Below are 16,547 nucleotides of genomic sequence, written 5' to 3'. Positions count from 1 at the left end.
GTAATTTTTATGAAATAACTCTAAGTGTTCCATCTTCTAAATGAAGATGCTGATCAGCGTATTTAACAAGATTTGCATCTGATGATACAATTACAATTGTTGTATGCTGTTTTAAATGGTTAAGATATTCTATCATCTTTTGTTGAAAAGTATCAGACATTCCACTTAAAGGATTTTCTAAAAGCAATAATCTTTTTTCTCCTAAAAGAGAACGAAGAAGAAGAATTTTCTTTTTAGAATTAAATGAAAGTTCAGAATCTGTTTCGCTAATTTCTGTTGTGAAACCTTTACTAAATAAATTCGAAATATTATCTATCCCTAATTCATCAGAAAGCTCTAAAATACTTTGTGTATTACTTTGTGTATTTCCTAAAAGAATATTTTCTTGTACAGTTCCCTGAATTACTTTTGAGCTTTCTAAATAAAGTCCAACACTATTTCTGAAATGTTTTTTATTTAGATTTTTCAATGGTATTTTATCAAAAAGAATACTTCCTGAACTCGATTCATAAAAACCTGCTAACATATTTAAAAGAAGAGATTTTCCTGTCCCAGTTTTTCCTGTTACAACAGTTAAAGAATTCTCTTGAAGTTTAAAATTGATGTCATGTAAAATTTTAGGACTGTCATTAAAAGCAAACTCAACATCTTTAAACTCTATTGTTGTTCCTTTATTTTTTTGTAAAAGTTCTATATCTCCTTCTACTTCTTCATCTAGCTCTGTAACCTTTGTTAACTTCGCATAAGAAGCAATCATATCGTAGTAACTTTCTAAACTAACAATTAATTTTTCTACAGCAGCCATAATTGTTAATACAACGATTTCTGTTGCTATAAAAGCTCCGATATTTAATTGTTGGTCTAACATAAGATAAGTTCCAATAGCCAACATTGTAAATGTAATAATTACCTTAAATGCAATAATTGTTTTGTATTGAAACACTAAAACTTTAAAATGAGAAGTTCTATCATCTAAATAATCAGAAACACGATCATCTGTTCCTAAAATATGCGTTCCTCTTTCTGAGTGCATTTTAAAAGTTTTTACAGATCCAGCTACATCCTCTATCCAAGCTGCGGTTTCATATTTCTTATCACTTTCATCTATACTAGATTTTATTCCACTTTCCATTGTGTAATAAAATATCATAACAATTGATATAACGACAAGTCCTCCAAAAGCTAAAAACCATGGATGATAAAAGGCTAATAATAAAATACCAAATAAAATCTGGATTAACGCTGTAGGTATTTCTAAAAGAATTTTTGAAACACCCTTCTGTAGATTCTGAATATCAAAAAATCTATTTACTAATTCTGGTAAATAATATTTTCTATTTGTAGATAGATTTACTTTAGGTAATTTATCTGCAAAAGCCATTGAAAATTCCACGTATATTTTTTGTTGAATTTTTTCGATAATCTCAATAACTTTTAATCTAAAATATCCTACCAAAAAAGTTCCTATTACGACGAAGAAAATAAGAATATAAATAGACGTAACCATAGTTGCTCCTAATACAAAACTAATAATAGATTGTATTCCCAAAGGGATACTTAAAGAAACAAGTCCGTTTAGTATTGCATAAAAATAAATATTGGTTACATCTTTTTTCTCCTTTGTAATATAGCGAAGTAGTTTTCTACCGTGTTCGCTTGCTGATATTGATGCCATTTTGTTTATTTGATAAAGTTTGACGTAATATATTTTAAATAATCTAACACATATTTTGTATGATTCTCGTGTTGATTATTATCTGTAAGATTTGGTAAATGCTCACTAAAAAAATGTTGATCGTGTGCAGTTTCTAATAATGTACTTGCTAAAGAAAACGGATAAGGAAAATCTTCTCTAACTTCTTTTATAATTACTGCTATAAACTTGCAAAGACTTTCTAAAGGTTCAAAAACCATTTCTTTACAAATTAAATCAACCTCTTTTACCAAGTAAGATTTACTACTTTCTGAAATAACAATTGCATGAAGTTTTTTTATGTTATAATCTTCTACCTCATCGCAAGAATTATCATAGTGTGTAATAATTTCTAATATTTTATCTAATTTTTCTAATGAGTTTTTAATCTCTTTTGTTTTTAGCTCAGAAATAAATTCGATGTAAGACCAATACCAATTCAAAATATAGGTTAATAATTTATACTTCGACGAGAAATAACGATAGATTGTTGCTTCTGTAGAATTAATTTTTATAGCCAATTTTTTGAAAGTAAAATGCTCAAATCCGGTTTCAAAAATCAGTTCTATAGCTTGTTTAACGATAGTTTTACCTACTTCGCTACTTTCTGGATTTTTGAGATACAGTTTTTCGTTTACATTGAATTTCAATTGAAAATCCATCCGTTTATTAAATGTTTAATATTTGATATCAAAAATACATGACTATACCCTATAATAGTATTACTATCCGATTAGAATAACATTAAAATGTGATTAGAAAAACTGGAGAAAATTGGAATAAAAAAACCTCGACTTATAAAAGTCGAGGTTATGAATATGTAAAGTTGTGACGATTTTTACTCTAAATGCATAAACGCTTTCTTACTTAAAAGACGTTCATCACTTTCTACGTGGTTATCATCCGGAACACAACAATCTACAGGACAAACTGCCGCACATTGTGGCTCTTCATGGAATCCTTTACATTCAGTACACTTATCTGGAACTATGTAATACACTTCATCACTAATAGGATCTTGTACTGCATCAGCATTAAAAGTAACACCATCTACATTTACAATATCTCCTGTAAGAGATGTACCTTCAGAATATCTCCAATCTACAGCAGCTTCGTATATTGCTGTATTTGGACATTCTGGTTCACAAGCTCCACAATTTATACATTCATCTGTAATAATTATAGCCATTGTATCTGTTTTTTTATTTCCTACATTTGTAACTGCAAAATTACATTTTATTTTTAAGAATTATGACAATCGAACAAAGGATTTCTGCTTTTAACGAATTAGGCCAATTATTTCTATACATTTCAAATAAAAATGCGCCTATCTCGGATGTGTTAAAATTGAAATTTAATGCCTTAGATGAAGAAATAAATTTTGCTGTAAATGATGCTGAAGCATATAACAATTGGTTTACCAAAGAGAATATATTCTTTGCATTAGAAAATTGGTCAAAAGCTTTAACAACAGAGAGTTTATCTAATTGGATAAGTAATTACAATTTTACAGTAACAGAGAAAAATGTCGGAATTATTATGGCAGGAAATTTACCTTTAGTTGGGTTTCATGATTTACTTGCTGTTATACTTGCTGGACATAGCGCTTTGGTAAAAACATCTTCTAAAGACGATAAGTTAATGTTATTTATCATAAAATTCCTTTACACAATTAATGATGATTTTAAACAAATTATCAAAAAAATTGATCGTTTAGAGAATTTTGATGCTGTTATCGCTACGGGAAGTAACAATACTGCTCGTTATTTTGAGCAATATTTTTCTAAAGTTCCAAACATTATTCGTAAAAATAGAACTTCTGTCGCTGTATTAAATGGTACAGAAACGAATGATGAATTAAAAGCATTAGGAGATGATATTTTTAGATATTTTGGTTTAGGTTGCAGAAATATTACAAAGATTTACTTTAAATCTGAAGAACAGATTCCAACTTTTTTTGAGAATATTTTAGATTGGGGTACAACTGTTATTAATCATCCTAAATATGCCAATAACTACGATTATAATCGTGCGATTTACTTATTAGGAAAAGATGATTTCTTAGATAATAATTTCGTTTTATTAAAAAAAGATGAAAACTTACATTCTCCAATTGCTGTAGTTAATTATGAAATTTACTCGGATCTTGATGAAGTAAAATCATATTTAATCAATAATGAAGATCAAATACAATGTGTTGTTGGAAATGATTTAAAAGATAATCCGAATTATGTTGATTTCGGAAAAACGCAAACACCTTTATTAACTGATTATGCTGACAACATTGATACTTTAAAGTTTTTAGCTGAGATATGAAATTAAGTTTAGTTGTTTTCTTACTATCGATACTAACTTTTGGACAAACAAAGATTACGTGGTTTAATATTCATTATTCCTCTTTTAAATTGTTTAGCAATACGGATATTTCTATAGATCATCCAGAGTCTATGTTTTATCCTATAAACAAAAAAGATAAAAAGCAAAAAGCTCTTGCAGTTATAAAAATGAATTTAGAGTCTAATAGAGATTACAAAAAGAATGTCTATTTGTCTTTGGAAGATTATAAAGAAATTGAAGATAAATTATTAGAATTGAATTCTAAAGATATTTTTAACAATCTTATGTGCTTAGATGGATATCATTTAATATTAACAATAGGAAATCAAAATAGTAATACAACTTTTGATGTTTCTTGTATGCAAAGAGAGGATACAAATCTACACAGGGTTATAAATTTCATCCTTGAAAAATTAAATATAAAAGAGAAGGATTTTTATAAATAATCCTTCTCTTTTTATTAAGAAAATCCTGAACTCGTTTCAGGAACACATCACTACTCACATAATGTGAAGCTGAAATGAAATCAGCTTGACAAGTTGGGTGAATATAGTAAATGATGCTTCGCAAGACAAAGCTTGACGATTGACTTATAATTTAGTTTAATGAAGTTTAGAAGCTATAAGCTAAACAGACAATGCTTGATAATAGAGGAAATCTAATTTCCAACTTCTAACTTCTTTATTATATTGTTTAACCGCAAAGAGCACAAAGATTACGCAGAGAACGCCAAGCAACAATTTGGAATAAGACTTACTCCTTATATCTTATATCTTATATCTTATATCTTAAACCTAAATCTTTTATTTGAAACTTCTACGAATATCATCTTCTTCTCTCACAGATTTTTTAAATTCTGGAAATGGATTTGTACTAAAGTCATACGTATTTAATTTATAATCTAAATTAATGGTTGGAGAAGAATCATGCTTAAAAGAAGTATCCATAAACACTGTAGATTCTTTCAGTATCCAACTGTCTCCATAAGGTCTAAACTTTATTGAGATTTCGTTGCTCTTTATATCCAAATTTATACTCTTATTTTTTATAAAATTAGATTTAAACTCAACAAGAGAAAAAGTGGTTTTATCAATTAATAAATAAATTTGTTGATCCTCTGTTTTATTCAAATAAACTTCATACATGGGCTTATCAGCATATCTTGTACTAACTACTTTTGACGCTAAATATCTTTTATTTAAAGTAGATTCGTGCATTTCTTTTAGTCCATCAAAAAGATATAAATTCTTTAAATAGTCTACTGTATTAATATTGACTTTGTATTTTAACTTTCCTTCCGTGTAGCGACTGTTTACTTTTCCTGTTGATTTTATTTTTAAATCCTTATTCTTAAACTTAAACTGTAAATTAACATCAATATAATCTTTGTTCGTATCTTCTATTACACTTTGTTTTACAGTTGCTAAAAAATAATATTTATCAACTTTAAAATTATTCTCATAATTATCAATTACTTTTTGTAAAATGTCTTCAGCTCTAAGATTCGTTACAATCGTTTCTTGTAATTCTATTTCAGAAATCTTTTCAAGTTTAATTGTTAAATCTGATTTTAGGTTAGAAACTTTTATTCTTGCATCTTGATAATCTTTTTTAGAAACAATTAGTTCATCTGTAGCATTAACATCTTTTAAATTAACCACAACTCTTCCATCTAAATCGGTGATAAAGTTTTTTCTAGATTGAGAAAAATAAACATCTGCGTCATCAATAGATAAATTTGTCGAATAATCTAAAACTCTCAGATTAGTTGATTGTGCACTTATATAAATTGAAAGTAATGTAAAAATATAAAGTAGTTTATTCATTATTTAACCGTTTTATAATTAGACGTAAGATTAAACAAAAAAGTTACATTTACACATTATTTTATTTATTAAAAAGTTGCAGCACCTGCCGTATCATTTTCTAACTTTCTATTAATATTTGTTCGTTTTCCAGTAGCAAAATCAAAGCTAATTCCAAAAGCAAACATCGATTTATTGTCCCAAATTTTTCCTACACGAGAATAATCTACAAATTGTTTATCTAGTGTTTTTTGTTTGTAAGTAGATGGCATTCCAATCCAATAAACACCAGCCATAAATGTCCAATTATTCAATTTATAATTTGCAAAAGCATGGTTCATGTTCTCTTGTGTATACAATAAAGCTCCACCAAGTGTATAATACGGAATATTAAACTGATAATTTAATGTCACATCCTTATAACTAGATGATATAACAAAATAATTACCGATATAATCATTTTTTAAAATTCGTCCATCACTTGTCTTAAAACGTTGTGTTGCTGGCGAAACATTTACTTTAAGTGTTAGTAAATCATTTCCAAATGGTTTTACAGATCCCGTTAGTTGAACACCATAATGTTGAGAATTCTGTGCATTCTCGTAAGTTAATTTATAACCTCTGATATCATCTCCGTCCTTATCTTCTAAATACAATTGATTATAGGGATTGTTTGTACGAACATAAAACGTATTTAGATTAAGATCGAAATATTTAGAATTGAATGAATAAATTAAATTGTTACTAAACGATTTCTGAATAGTAAGATATGGATTTCCTGTTTGTACAATATTCTGTACAATTTGCACAACATTTGCACTTAAAGCAGAATTAGAAGGACTGGTTGGTTTGTATGAGCTTGATAAGCGCAAACTTTGATTTTTAGATAACTCATATCCCAAAACTAATTTTGGTGTTAATGTCCATGTATTCGTTTCTGCTTCTTCGTTTTTGTTATTAATATTAGTTAATCCTAATCCCAAACGATACATCAACTTTTTTGTTTTACCTGAAAATTCAGAATACATGTATTGTTCTAGATACTTTACTGTATTATCTGAAACTCCATTTAGATTAGTTAAATTATTTTCTATTGAGTTATAAGATGCACGATAACCAGAATTTAATTTTCCTTTTTCAAAATCGTGAGTATGTGCAACCTCTCCAACAATTCCTTTTTGATCGGCTTTTAAATTTGTCAAATAATTATATTGCTCTTCTCCAGAACTTGTAATCCATTCTCTAATATTATCAAAGCTTTTAGTGGTAAAGAAAGAACCAACAACGTTAACTGAAACTTCGTCTTTCTTTCCTATTTTCTTAGAATAATATAAATCTAATGTAGGCTTCACATAATTATTATTAGAATGTTTATAAATGGAATGATTGGCATTTACATCATCTCGAGAAAAAATAGTTTCACCATTGGCATAAGCAAAAGCAGTATTAATACTTAAGTCAAACTTTGCTTGGAACGCATATTTCTCTGGATTTGTATTCGTATAACGTAATGCTATTGATTGATCCGTATATCCAAAATATTCTTTTCGCCTATCATCATTTCTATAATGAACGCCATTTAAATTATAATCGTAAACATTGCTCGAAGTTCTGTTCTTATAATCCCTAAAATTAAGATTATACTCTAAACCGAAATTATTTTTGCCTCGTGTAAAATTGGCATAAGTAGAATTGTTTACAAAGCCTGCCGAAACAGCTGTAGCAATATCATTTCCGAAAACATAACCATTTTCTGGATTTCGAGTAATAATATTTATAACCTGATCTGCTCTGTTTGCCCAACGTGTTGGTGGAATATCAAAATATTCTACTCGAATAACATCTTGTGGTTTTACAGAACGTATTTGTAAATCTGTAGCCTCTATATTGTTTAGTAAAAAAAGTGTTGTACCTCCTTTTGTGCTCGTTATTTTATTACTTACTGGATCTACTTGTAACTCTGGTAATGTATTTAATAAATCTCGTGCAAATCTTGCTTTTTCTAAAGCATCTTTATCAAATGTATATACGGCTTTATCTGCATACATTTTCTTACGTTGTGCCTCAATTAAAACTTCTTTTATTTCGACTACGTCATAAGTGGTAGAATCGTTTTCCTCTGTAACCTGAGCAAATGTATAAAAGTTAAATAGCGAGAATGCTACAATGAATATTCGTTTCATACTTTATTTTTATTGTCTTCATACTGTGTTAATAGAAAGACGCATAAAGCATTGAAATGTTACAAAATACTTAGTTGTGATTTTTTTTAAGATTTATTACCCCCTAAGGCTATCTAAAAATTCTAAAAAATAGTATGTAATTATTGCACCCAATGCTATAACAAAAATTGATCGTAGTCGTTTATTTATTTTCATATATATAAAATATAAAAAGCTGTTTCAAAATTAAACCTCATTAAGAATCCCCTAAATGAAAAAAAATGGCATTTAGGGGATTCTTTTGTCTTCTGAGACAGCCGTTTTAATTATTTTTTTTTAGATTTATTCTATCACTAAATTAGAAGTAAAAAATTAAACATCAGTTTAATAAACATTTAGCCTAAATGATTGAAATCATATAATTAAAAACTTGGGCTATTATTCTTATATACTACTTAGAATATTTTGGTTGTTGATTCTGTTTCATCATTTCTTCTATAGAATATCCTATACCTTGTGCAATTATTGATAAATTATCAATCTTAATGACATCTAATTCATCATTTTTCTGATGATAATGATGTTGATTTTCCATATTAACTGTTGACAGTGAATGAGAAACTACTCCTTTGTTTACAAAATTCACATTATCTGAACGGAAAAATAATTGTTGTTTTAAATATGGATCACTTTCAACTTTAAACGTTGTTTTAGTATTACTATTCATTAATGCCATTAAATCTGAACGATCACTTCCTGTCATATAAACTTTCCCTTCACCAAAAGCAGAAAGCGTTCCTAGCATTTCTAAATTCAACATCACTTTCATATCAGATAGATAAGAAGAAAAAGCTTCATTTTCTACTAATTTCTTAGAGCCTACCAATCCTATTTCTTCAGCATCAAATGCCATATACATTAAGGTCTTTTCTGTTTTTTTGTCTTTAAAATAATCTGATAAAGCCATTACAGTAGAAGTTCCACTTGCATTATCATCTGCACCATTAAAAATCTTATCATCACCTTTATCATCATAACCTATATGATCGTAATGTGCACCAAAAGCATAAATATCTTTTGACTTACCTTGTTTTATTCCACAAACATTCTGTCCCTTTTTACCATTATGTTCAAATTCAATTAAAAAAGAATCTCCTACGCAAGGTTTCAAATTATTTTTTTTGAAGGTTTTTGCAATTAATTCAGCAGATAATCTACTTTCTTCTGTTCCAAATCCTCTTCCTTTCATATTATCGGATGACAATTCTTCTATATATTTTAATTGCGTTTTCTTAGAATATTGTGCATTAATCTGTGAGTAAGCCAATAAAGCTAAAACTAGAAAGGTGTATTTTTTCATACTATGTGTTAATTATTTTTTTTTAATTGTTTAAGATACAAATATTAATGTTCTACTTTTTCTGAAACATTAAATCTTTTACTTTCTCTTTATCTTCTTTTTCATTCCTTAAATCGAACATTGTTCCGAAAATTCTATCCCAAAATGTGTTCGAAACACCAAAGCCTAATTCTTCATTTTTGTAATGATGTAAGTGATGATTTCTCCATAAAGGTTTCATAAACTTAAATGGAGGAGCTACGGCATGAATTAAATAATGCATTGATGCGTATAATAAGTAACCAATCATAAAACCTGGAAAAAATGCAAAAACATAGTTTCCTAAAATTAAATATTGGATACAAAATATAATAGAAGCTAATAAAATACTTGGAATAGGAGGCATAAATAAACGCTGCTTATCTCTTGGATAATGATGATGATTACCATGAAATATATAAACGACCCTTTTAAGGCTTGCTTGTTTCCCTGTCCAATGGAAAAGATAACGATGAGCAAAATATTCAAATAACGTCCAAAACAAAACAGCTCCAAAAAATAAAAAAACTGTTTCTTTTATAGATAAACCTTGAGAAGACACGCCATAATAAATACAATAAGCAAGTATTGGAATATACATACCCCAAATAATTGCAGGATGTCCTTTCGTTAACATTTCTAAATATTTATTCTCAAAAATCTGAGCTTGTCCTTTGTTGTGTATTTTGTCAAATTTCATCTTAAATAATAGTTTAGTCAATTTAAAAGTAGCGATTTAAGTTTTCAAAAGCAAATGAATTTAAATTAAGGAAATAAAAAAAGCCAAAAATCATTTGATTTTTGGCTTTTAATTTATTGGAAAGATAATTCTTATCTTTTTTCAATTTCAACGTAATCACGTAATGGAGAACCTGTATATAATTGACGAGGTCTACCAATTGGTTGATTAGTTTCACGCATTTCCATCCATTGAGCAATCCAACCTGGTAAACGTCCAACTGCAAACATTACAGTAAACATTTCCGTAGGTATATCTAATGCTTTGTAGATAATTCCTGAATAGAAATCTACGTTTGGATATAAGTTTCTTTCTTTGAAGTACTCATCTTCTAAAGCTGCTTGCTCTAATTTTTTAGCAATTTCTAAAATAGGATCATTGATTCCTAATTTTTCTAAAACATTATCAGCTGCTACTTTAATGATTTTCGCACGTGGATCAAAGTTTTTGTAAACGCGGTGTCCGAATCCCATTAAACGGAAAGGATCATTTTTATCTTTCGCTTTAGCTAAGTATTTTTCAACATCTCCACCATCATTACTAATAGCTTCTAACATTTCTAATACCGCTTGGTTTGCACCACCATGTAATGGTCCCCATAAAGCTGAAATACCTCCAGAAATAGAAGCAAATAAACCTGCATGAGAAGAACCTACTAAACGTACACTAGATGTAGAACAGTTTTGTTCGTGATCTGCATGTAAGATTAATAACTTATCGATTGCATCAATAATAACTGGATCAATATCTAAATCTTGACCTGGCTTTCTGAATAATAATTGATAGAAGTTTTCTACGTATGATAATTTATCATTAGAGTAGTTAACTGGTAATCCTTTAATTTTTCTTTGAGTCCAAGAAGCTAAAACAGTAAATTTTCCTAATAATGTAACTGCTGCACGGTACATGTCTTCTGCTGAAGAAACATCTACACATTTTGGGTTAAAAGCTGATAAAGCAGCTGTTAAAGAAGTTAAAACTCCCATTGGGTGTGCAGAACTTGGGAATGCATCTAAGATTTTAATTAAATCTTCTGATACATAATTATATTCAGTAATATCTGCTACAAATTTATCTAATTCTTTTTGAGTTGGTAACTCTCCTTTAATTAGTAAATACATAACTTCAACAAAAGAAGATTTCTCCGCTAATTGTTCAATTGGATATCCGCGGTACATTAACTTACCTTCTTCACCATCTAAAAATGTAATTTTAGACTCACATGCTCCTGTATTTTTATAACCTGGATCCATTGTGATTAATCCAGTCTCACTTCTCAACTTAGAAATATCTATGGATTTTTCGTCCATAGAACCAGTTGTAACAGGAAGTTCCAACTCTTTTCCGTTGTAATTTAATATTACCTTATCTGACATTTTATAGTTTATATTATTATTTATTGCGTAATATACTTATTATTTTATTAATTCAAGACTGATATAAATCACTCGAGATTAATTATCGCTTAATTTTGAAAGCTTTTAATCCTGGGAAAATTGCAGTCTCTCCTAAGATTTCTTCGATACGAATTAATTGATTGTATTTCGCCATACGATCTGTACGAGAAGCAGAACCAGTTTTAATTTGTCCTGTATTTAACGCTACAGCTAAATCAGCAATAGTTGCATCTTCAGTTTCTCCAGAACGGTGAGACATTACAGCAGTGTAACCAGCATTTTGTGCCATTTGTACAGCTTTAATTGTTTCTGTTAATGTACCGATTTGGTTAAATTTAATTAAGATAGAATTTGCAGTTTCGTCTTCGATAGCTTGGCTTAATTTCTTAACATTAGTAACTAATAAATCATCACCAACTAATTGTACACGATCACCAATTTTATCTGTTAAGATTTTCCAACCTTCCCAGTCATTTTCATCCATTCCATCTTCAATAGAGATAATTGGATATTTTTCAGATAATTCAGCTAAATAAGCAGCTTGTTCTGCAGAAGAACGTACTACACCTTTATCACCTTCAAATTTTGAATAATCATATTTACCGTTTTCGTAAAATTCTGATGATGCACAATCTAAAGCGATCATAATTTCTTCACCAGCTTTGTAACCAGCTTTTTCAATAGCTAAAAGAACTGTATCTAAAGCATCTTCAGTACCATCAAAAGTTGGAGCAAAACCACCTTCATCACCTACTGCTGTAGATAAACCTCTATCGTGTAAAATTTTCTTTAAAGAATGGAAAACTTCTGTTCCTTTACGTAATGCATCAGAAAAAGATTCTGCCTGTACTGGCATAACCATAAATTCTTGAAATGCGATTGGAGCATCTGAGTGAGAACCTCCATTTACAATGTTCATCATTGGAACTGGTAATGTATTAGCGTTAACACCACCGATATATCTAAATAATGGTAAACCTAATTCTTCTGCTGCTGCTTTTGCTACTGCTAAAGAAACACCTAAGATTGCGTTTGCACCTAATTTTGCTTTGTTTTCTGTACCATCTAAATCGATCATTACTTGATCAATTAAGTTTTGTTCAAAAATTGAAAAACCAATTAATTCTGGAGCAATTACATCGTTTACATTTTCAACGGCTTTTAAAACTCCTTTTCCTAAGAATAAGTCTCCTCCATCGCGTAATTCAACGGCTTCGTATTCTCCTGTTGATGCTCCAGATGGAACTGCAGCTCTACCTAAAATACCTGATTCTGTTATAACGTCTACTTCTACTGTTGGGTTTCCACGAGAATCTAAAATTTGTCTTGCATGGATATGCGAAATAATGCTCATTACTTTTGTTTTTATATTGATAAATTTATATTTATCAAAAATAATGGATTTGTGTAATCTTTACAACGAATTCATCTTTTTTTAAAAATAATTTAATCATAAATATTTATTAAAAAAAACAAAAATCATCCAAATAAAAACATAATAACCTGTATTTTAACCATTTAAATTAAATACAAATCAAACGCTTATTATATGTTATAACAAGCAAAATAATTTCATATTAATTCGTAATCATTATTACGTTATTAGCATTCACAAAAACTTGATAAGTTCTTGGTGCTCTATTTGCAACTTTAGTAGGTTGTCCTGTTAATAAAATCCATTCTGAATTATCAGCATCACAGACAATTTTTATCCCATCTTTTACATATAAAGTCGTTTTTTCGTCTGGACAAATATGAGGTGCATTTCTATCATATGCTTTATATCCTGATGCTGTTCTCACAACAATTAATCCTCTTGTTCCTGAAGTTGGGCCAGCTGGAATTTCTACATAACCTCCAGGACTATTTAAATTGGCATATAATGGTAAATTTGTATTGATTGAAAAACTTACTGTTGTTAAGGGAACACAACTTACCGTTCCATCATCTGATGCACATGATTGTAATATAAAGATAAAACTAGCTATCAATATCACTTTATTTAGAATCATTCTAATAAATTGTTTCATTTCTCTTTTCGTATTTATTTTTTATTATCTTTGTTAAACGATAAACAAATAGTCCTGCGCATATTTAAGATATATGTGTAGGATTATTTTTTATATGACCTATTAATAAAAATTAATTAAACATTGTTGTTATGGCAAATATACAATATGTAACGAAAGAAGGATTAGAAAAATTACGTGAAGAGCTTCATCAATTAGAAACTACTGAACGTCCAAAAATATCTCAACAAATTGCTGATGCAAGAGACAAAGGAGATTTGTCTGAGAATGCAGAATACGACGCTGCAAAAGAAGCGCAAGGAATGTTAGAAATGCAAATTGCTAAATTAAAAGAAGTAGTTGCAAATGCTCGTGTAATTGATGAGTCTAAATTAGATCATTCTAAGGTATCAATTTTATCTAAAGTTAAAATTAAAAATACTGCAAACGGACAGGAGTTAGTTTATACATTAGTTCCAGAGTCTGAAGCAGACTTAGCTAAAATGAGAATTTCTGTAAATACACCAATTGCAAAAGGTTTATTAGGAAAATCTTTAGGAGAGCTTGCAGAAATTACATTACCTAATGGTATGATTTTAAATTTTGAAATTTTAGAAATATCTTTGGATTAATAATTTTTTAAACAAAAAAAATATGGCAAGTATTTTCACAAAAATTATAAATGGTGAAATCCCATCTTACAAAATAGCAGAAAATGAAAATTTTATTGCGATTTTAGATGCTTTTCCTTTAGTAGAAGGACATGTATTAGTTGTTCCTAAAAAAGAAGTAGATAAAATATTTCATTTAGATAAAGAAACTTACCTTGGGTTAATGGACTTTTCTTATGAAATTGCACAAGCTATAGAAAAGGCTGTTCCATGTTTACGAGTTGGTGTTGCTGTTATTGGACTTGAGGTTCCACATGTACATGTACATTTAGTACCTTTAAATACAATGCAAGATATCAATTTCACAAATCCAAAAATTCAGCTATCTGCAGAAAAAATGAATGAAATTGCAGAAGCTATAAAATCTAATATATAATCATAAGATGAATAAGTATATCAAATTAGTAATTGCTGTTATCTTAATTGCTTTAGCAATCTTTTTATTTACAACTCGTGAATACGGTTGGGGATTTGTTTCTTTATTATTGGCTGTTTTTCCAATCTTATTTTATTTCAGAAACGAAAATATTTTACTTGCTTTTTGGTTCTTACGTAAAGAAGATATGGTAAAGGCTAAGAAATGGTTAAATAAAATAACTAATCCTTCATCACAATTAATTCCTAAACAAATGGGATATTTTAATTACATGAAAGGAATTACAGAAGCACAAGATAATGTTGCTCTTTCAGAAAAATATATGAAAGAAGCTTTAAATTACGGTTTATCATTTGATCATGATCGTGCTATGGCTAACTTATCTTTAGCTGGTGCTGCTATGTCAAAAGGTAAAAAGAAAGAAGCTGAAAACTATATCAAAGAAGCTAAAAAGAATGATACTAAAGGAATGTTTACTGACCAAATTAAGATGATGACTGGTCAAATGAAACGTTTCAATGTAAGTACATCACAATTACAGAACCCAAATATGCGTCATAAAGGACGTAAATTCTAAATGGATATTTCAAAATTAACAGAAGAAACATCATCAAACACTGAAAAGTGGAAAAAAATTGAACAATTCTTTCAAGAAAATTTCACAGACGGTGAAAAACCAGATTTAGATACAATTCTTTTTATAATTGGCGTACAAGAATTAGGTCAAGGTAAAAAGAAATTTAAAAAAGACGATAAACTAAATTTATTACATATTGCAGTATGTCGTGTTTTAGAACCATTTGGTTTTTATCGCTTCGATGGAAAAGATGCAGATGGTTGGCCTCATTTCGAGTTATTAGATGAGTTGCCTCCTCTTAAAACTAACGAACAAACATTATTGATGAAATATGCAGTAATACAATATTTTGATGATCAACAAATCATAAACTTCGAATCTTAGGATTCGGAGTTTTCTTTTTTATATAAGTCTACAACAATTTTATCTGCCGCTAAGGTAAAATCATCAATTCTTAAATCGTTAGGAGTAATCCAAAGTAATTCATTAATATCTGCATCAAGAACTTTTAGGTTCTTTAATTCTTTCGCTGTTATTGAAGCCTTATAATAAATTAAAATAATCTGTTCAGATTCATCAAAGGCATTTAACATAAAAAAATCTTGCGTGTAAAAATGTGATGTAATTTCTACATTCAAGTTCAACTCTTCTCGAAACTCACGTTTAAGGCAATCAACAGTTCCTTCACCAAACTCTAGTCCACCTCCAGGGAATTTATAAATCAATCTCCCTTGAAATGGTTCATGCATTACTAAAATCTTTCCTTCATGCTCTAATAAGGCATATATTCTGACATTAAATGGCTTCATAAGATATTAAATTAATTACCTTAAATATAAAATGAAAATTTAAAACTTTTGAAATTATTTATTTTGGACTTTATTTTTCGTTAAAAAGAAGTTGGAAATTGGAGGTTAGACTTAAGATGTAAGACTATTAGGAATAAGGATTGTTAAGTTGGAAACTCGAGATTAGAGATTTAGAAGCTAGTAAATAGTAAACTACTCTGTACATTTTACATTATACTTTTTACTCTATACAATTATCTCAGATCTTATCTAGTATCTCAAATCTTAGAAACTAGAGGCTAGAAACTAGAAGTTAGATTTAAGGTTTAAGATTATAAGGTGCAAGGGTTGTTAAGCTGCAAACTAGAAGCTAGAGATTAGTTTTAAGAAGTCTAAGCTACATTGTACTCTTTACATTGTACATTATACTTTTTACATTGTACAATAATCTCCTATCTAGTTTCTATTATCTAAAATCTATAAACACAAAAAAGCCTCAAGTTATTCACTTGAGGCTTTCAATTAAAAACTGGCGACGACCTACTCTCCCGTAGTAACAGTACCATCGGCGCAGGCAGGCTTAACTTCTCTGTTCGGAATGGGAAGAGGTGAGCC

17 protein-coding genes and 1 rRNA gene are annotated in these 16,547 nt (G+C 29.0%); 6 read left to right on the top strand and 12 right to left on the bottom strand.

The genetic code is table 11. The annotated features are described in order from the left end of the window. Positions 1 to 7: 7 nt before the first annotated feature. The 3 genes from BUA86_RS01745 to BUA86_RS01735 form a co-directional block, all read right to left on the bottom strand. Positions 8 to 1,675 (bottom strand): peptidase domain-containing ABC transporter, encoded by a 1,668-nt coding sequence (locus BUA86_RS01745; RefSeq protein WP_072929285.1) that lies wholly within the window; start codon positions 1,673 to 1,675, stop codon positions 8 to 10. A gap of 5 nt (positions 1,676 to 1,680) precedes the next feature. Beyond that, entirely contained in the window at positions 1,681 to 2,355 is a 675-nt protein-coding gene (locus BUA86_RS01740) for a TetR/AcrR family transcriptional regulator (protein ID WP_072929283.1), read from the bottom strand. Between the two features lie 176 nt (positions 2,356 to 2,531). Beyond that, positions 2,532 to 2,882: a 4Fe-4S dicluster domain-containing protein gene (locus tag BUA86_RS01735; RefSeq protein ID WP_072929281.1), complete on the bottom strand. Its 351-nt coding sequence runs from the start codon at positions 2,880 to 2,882 to the stop codon at positions 2,532 to 2,534. Positions 2,883 to 2,944: 62 nt separating this feature from the next. Between BUA86_RS01735 and BUA86_RS01730 the strand changes: the two genes are divergently transcribed. Both BUA86_RS01730 and BUA86_RS01725 read left to right on the top strand, forming a co-directional pair. Next, a complete protein-coding gene (locus BUA86_RS01730; protein WP_072929279.1) occupies positions 2,945 to 4,009 on the top strand; it encodes an acyl-CoA reductase in 1,065 nt (354 codons plus the stop codon). Then, positions 4,006 to 4,476: a hypothetical protein gene (locus BUA86_RS01725; protein ID WP_072929277.1), complete on the top strand. Its 471-nt coding sequence runs from the start codon at positions 4,006 to 4,008 to the stop codon at positions 4,474 to 4,476. The genes BUA86_RS01730 and BUA86_RS01725 overlap by 4 nt, the downstream gene beginning before the upstream one ends. A 357-nt stretch (positions 4,477 to 4,833) precedes the next feature. On the opposite strand, the gene BUA86_RS01720 is transcribed toward BUA86_RS01725, so the two are convergent. From BUA86_RS01720 to BUA86_RS01690, 7 genes are all read right to left on the bottom strand, one after another. After that, positions 4,834 to 5,856, bottom strand: coding sequence for a hypothetical protein (locus BUA86_RS01720; protein WP_072929275.1), 1,023 nt, complete (start codon positions 5,854 to 5,856; stop codon positions 4,834 to 4,836). A 68-nt stretch (positions 5,857 to 5,924) separates the two neighbouring features. Further along, a complete protein-coding gene (locus tag BUA86_RS01715) occupies positions 5,925 to 8,018 on the bottom strand; it encodes an outer membrane beta-barrel protein (RefSeq protein ID WP_072929273.1) in 2,094 nt (697 codons plus the stop codon). A 430-nt stretch (positions 8,019 to 8,448) separates the two neighbouring features. Next, complete coding sequence (locus BUA86_RS01710; protein WP_072929271.1) at positions 8,449 to 9,357, bottom strand: M28 family peptidase; 909 nt, start codon at positions 9,355 to 9,357, stop codon at positions 8,449 to 8,451. Positions 9,358 to 9,409: 52 nt separating this feature from the next. Continuing rightward, positions 9,410 to 10,075 (bottom strand): sterol desaturase family protein, encoded by a 666-nt coding sequence (locus tag BUA86_RS01705; RefSeq protein WP_072929269.1) that lies wholly within the window; start codon positions 10,073 to 10,075, stop codon positions 9,410 to 9,412. Between the two features lie 131 nt (positions 10,076 to 10,206). Further along, positions 10,207 to 11,490 (bottom strand): citrate synthase, encoded by a 1,284-nt coding sequence (locus BUA86_RS01700; protein ID WP_072929267.1) that lies wholly within the window; start codon positions 11,488 to 11,490, stop codon positions 10,207 to 10,209. 82 nt (positions 11,491 to 11,572) lie between these two features. Then, entirely contained in the window at positions 11,573 to 12,865 is a 1,293-nt protein-coding gene (eno, locus tag BUA86_RS01695; protein ID WP_072929265.1) for a phosphopyruvate hydratase, read from the bottom strand. Between the two features lie 223 nt (positions 12,866 to 13,088). Beyond that, positions 13,089 to 13,541: a hypothetical protein gene (locus tag BUA86_RS01690; RefSeq protein ID WP_072929263.1), complete on the bottom strand. Its 453-nt coding sequence runs from the start codon at positions 13,539 to 13,541 to the stop codon at positions 13,089 to 13,091. A gap of 131 nt (positions 13,542 to 13,672) precedes the next feature. On the opposite strand from BUA86_RS01690, the gene greA reads away from it, so the two are divergent. Genes greA through BUA86_RS01670 form a run of 4 tightly spaced genes read left to right on the top strand, consistent with a single transcriptional unit; the run spans position 13,673 to position 15,528 of the window. After that, positions 13,673 to 14,152 (top strand): transcription elongation factor GreA, encoded by a 480-nt coding sequence (gene greA, locus BUA86_RS01685; RefSeq protein WP_072929261.1) that lies wholly within the window; start codon positions 13,673 to 13,675, stop codon positions 14,150 to 14,152. 22 nt (positions 14,153 to 14,174) lie between these two features. After that, the gene (locus tag BUA86_RS01680) at positions 14,175 to 14,567 is read left to right on the top strand and encodes an HIT family protein (protein ID WP_072929259.1); all 393 of its coding nucleotides are present in this window, start codon (positions 14,175 to 14,177) and stop codon (positions 14,565 to 14,567) included. Between the two features lie 7 nt (positions 14,568 to 14,574). Further along, positions 14,575 to 15,144: a hypothetical protein gene (locus tag BUA86_RS01675; RefSeq protein ID WP_072929257.1), complete on the top strand. Its 570-nt coding sequence runs from the start codon at positions 14,575 to 14,577 to the stop codon at positions 15,142 to 15,144. Further along, positions 15,145 to 15,528, top strand: coding sequence for a hypothetical protein (locus tag BUA86_RS01670; RefSeq protein WP_072929255.1), 384 nt, complete (start codon positions 15,145 to 15,147; stop codon positions 15,526 to 15,528). Here the strand turns inward: BUA86_RS01670 and BUA86_RS01665 are convergent. Both BUA86_RS01665 and rrf read right to left on the bottom strand, forming a co-directional pair. Then, positions 15,525 to 15,953 carry an NUDIX hydrolase gene (locus BUA86_RS01665; protein ID WP_072929253.1) on the bottom strand — a complete coding sequence of 143 codons (429 nt, stop codon included), beginning with the start codon at positions 15,951 to 15,953 and terminating at the stop codon, positions 15,525 to 15,527. The two genes, BUA86_RS01670 and BUA86_RS01665, sit on opposite strands and share 4 nt — an antisense overlap. A 506-nt stretch (positions 15,954 to 16,459) precedes the next feature. Beyond that, positions 16,460 to 16,547 (bottom strand): 5S ribosomal RNA (gene rrf / locus BUA86_RS01660); the annotation flags it as partial.

This window comes from Chishuiella changwenlii, from assembly GCF_900142565.1.
Lineage (GTDB): Bacteria > Bacteroidota > Bacteroidia > Flavobacteriales > Weeksellaceae > Empedobacter > Empedobacter changwenlii.
The sequence above is the reverse complement of the archived record's forward strand: the minus strand, read 5'-3'. Positions and strand labels throughout refer to the sequence as shown.

Coding starts and splice junctions, on each gene's coding strand:
- BUA86_RS01745 (WP_072929285.1), bottom strand. CDS start 1,675: ATGGCATCAATATCAGCAAGCGAACACGGTAGAAAACTACTTCGCTAT.
- BUA86_RS01740 (WP_072929283.1), bottom strand. CDS start 2,355: ATGGATTTTCAATTGAAATTCAATGTAAACGAAAAACTGTATCTCAAA.
- BUA86_RS01735 (WP_072929281.1), bottom strand. CDS start 2,882: ATGGCTATAATTATTACAGATGAATGTATAAATTGTGGAGCTTGTGAA.
- BUA86_RS01730 (WP_072929279.1), top strand. CDS start 2,945: ATGACAATCGAACAAAGGATTTCTGCTTTTAACGAATTAGGCCAATTA.
- BUA86_RS01725 (WP_072929277.1), top strand. CDS start 4,006: ATGAAATTAAGTTTAGTTGTTTTCTTACTATCGATACTAACTTTTGGA.
- BUA86_RS01720 (WP_072929275.1), bottom strand. CDS start 5,856: ATGAATAAACTACTTTATATTTTTACATTACTTTCAATTTATATAAGT.
- BUA86_RS01715 (WP_072929273.1), bottom strand. CDS start 8,018: ATGAAACGAATATTCATTGTAGCATTCTCGCTATTTAACTTTTATACA.
- BUA86_RS01710 (WP_072929271.1), bottom strand. CDS start 9,357: ATGAAAAAATACACCTTTCTAGTTTTAGCTTTATTGGCTTACTCACAG.
- BUA86_RS01705 (WP_072929269.1), bottom strand. CDS start 10,075: ATGAAATTTGACAAAATACACAACAAAGGACAAGCTCAGATTTTTGAG.
- BUA86_RS01700 (WP_072929267.1), bottom strand. CDS start 11,490: ATGTCAGATAAGGTAATATTAAATTACAACGGAAAAGAGTTGGAACTT.
- eno (WP_072929265.1), bottom strand. CDS start 12,865: ATGAGCATTATTTCGCATATCCATGCAAGACAAATTTTAGATTCTCGT.
- BUA86_RS01690 (WP_072929263.1), bottom strand. CDS start 13,541: ATGAAACAATTTATTAGAATGATTCTAAATAAAGTGATATTGATAGCT.
- greA (WP_072929261.1), top strand. CDS start 13,673: ATGGCAAATATACAATATGTAACGAAAGAAGGATTAGAAAAATTACGT.
- BUA86_RS01680 (WP_072929259.1), top strand. CDS start 14,175: ATGGCAAGTATTTTCACAAAAATTATAAATGGTGAAATCCCATCTTAC.
- BUA86_RS01675 (WP_072929257.1), top strand. CDS start 14,575: ATGAATAAGTATATCAAATTAGTAATTGCTGTTATCTTAATTGCTTTA.
- BUA86_RS01670 (WP_072929255.1), top strand. CDS start 15,145: ATGGATATTTCAAAATTAACAGAAGAAACATCATCAAACACTGAAAAG.
- BUA86_RS01665 (WP_072929253.1), bottom strand. CDS start 15,953: ATGAAGCCATTTAATGTCAGAATATATGCCTTATTAGAGCATGAAGGA.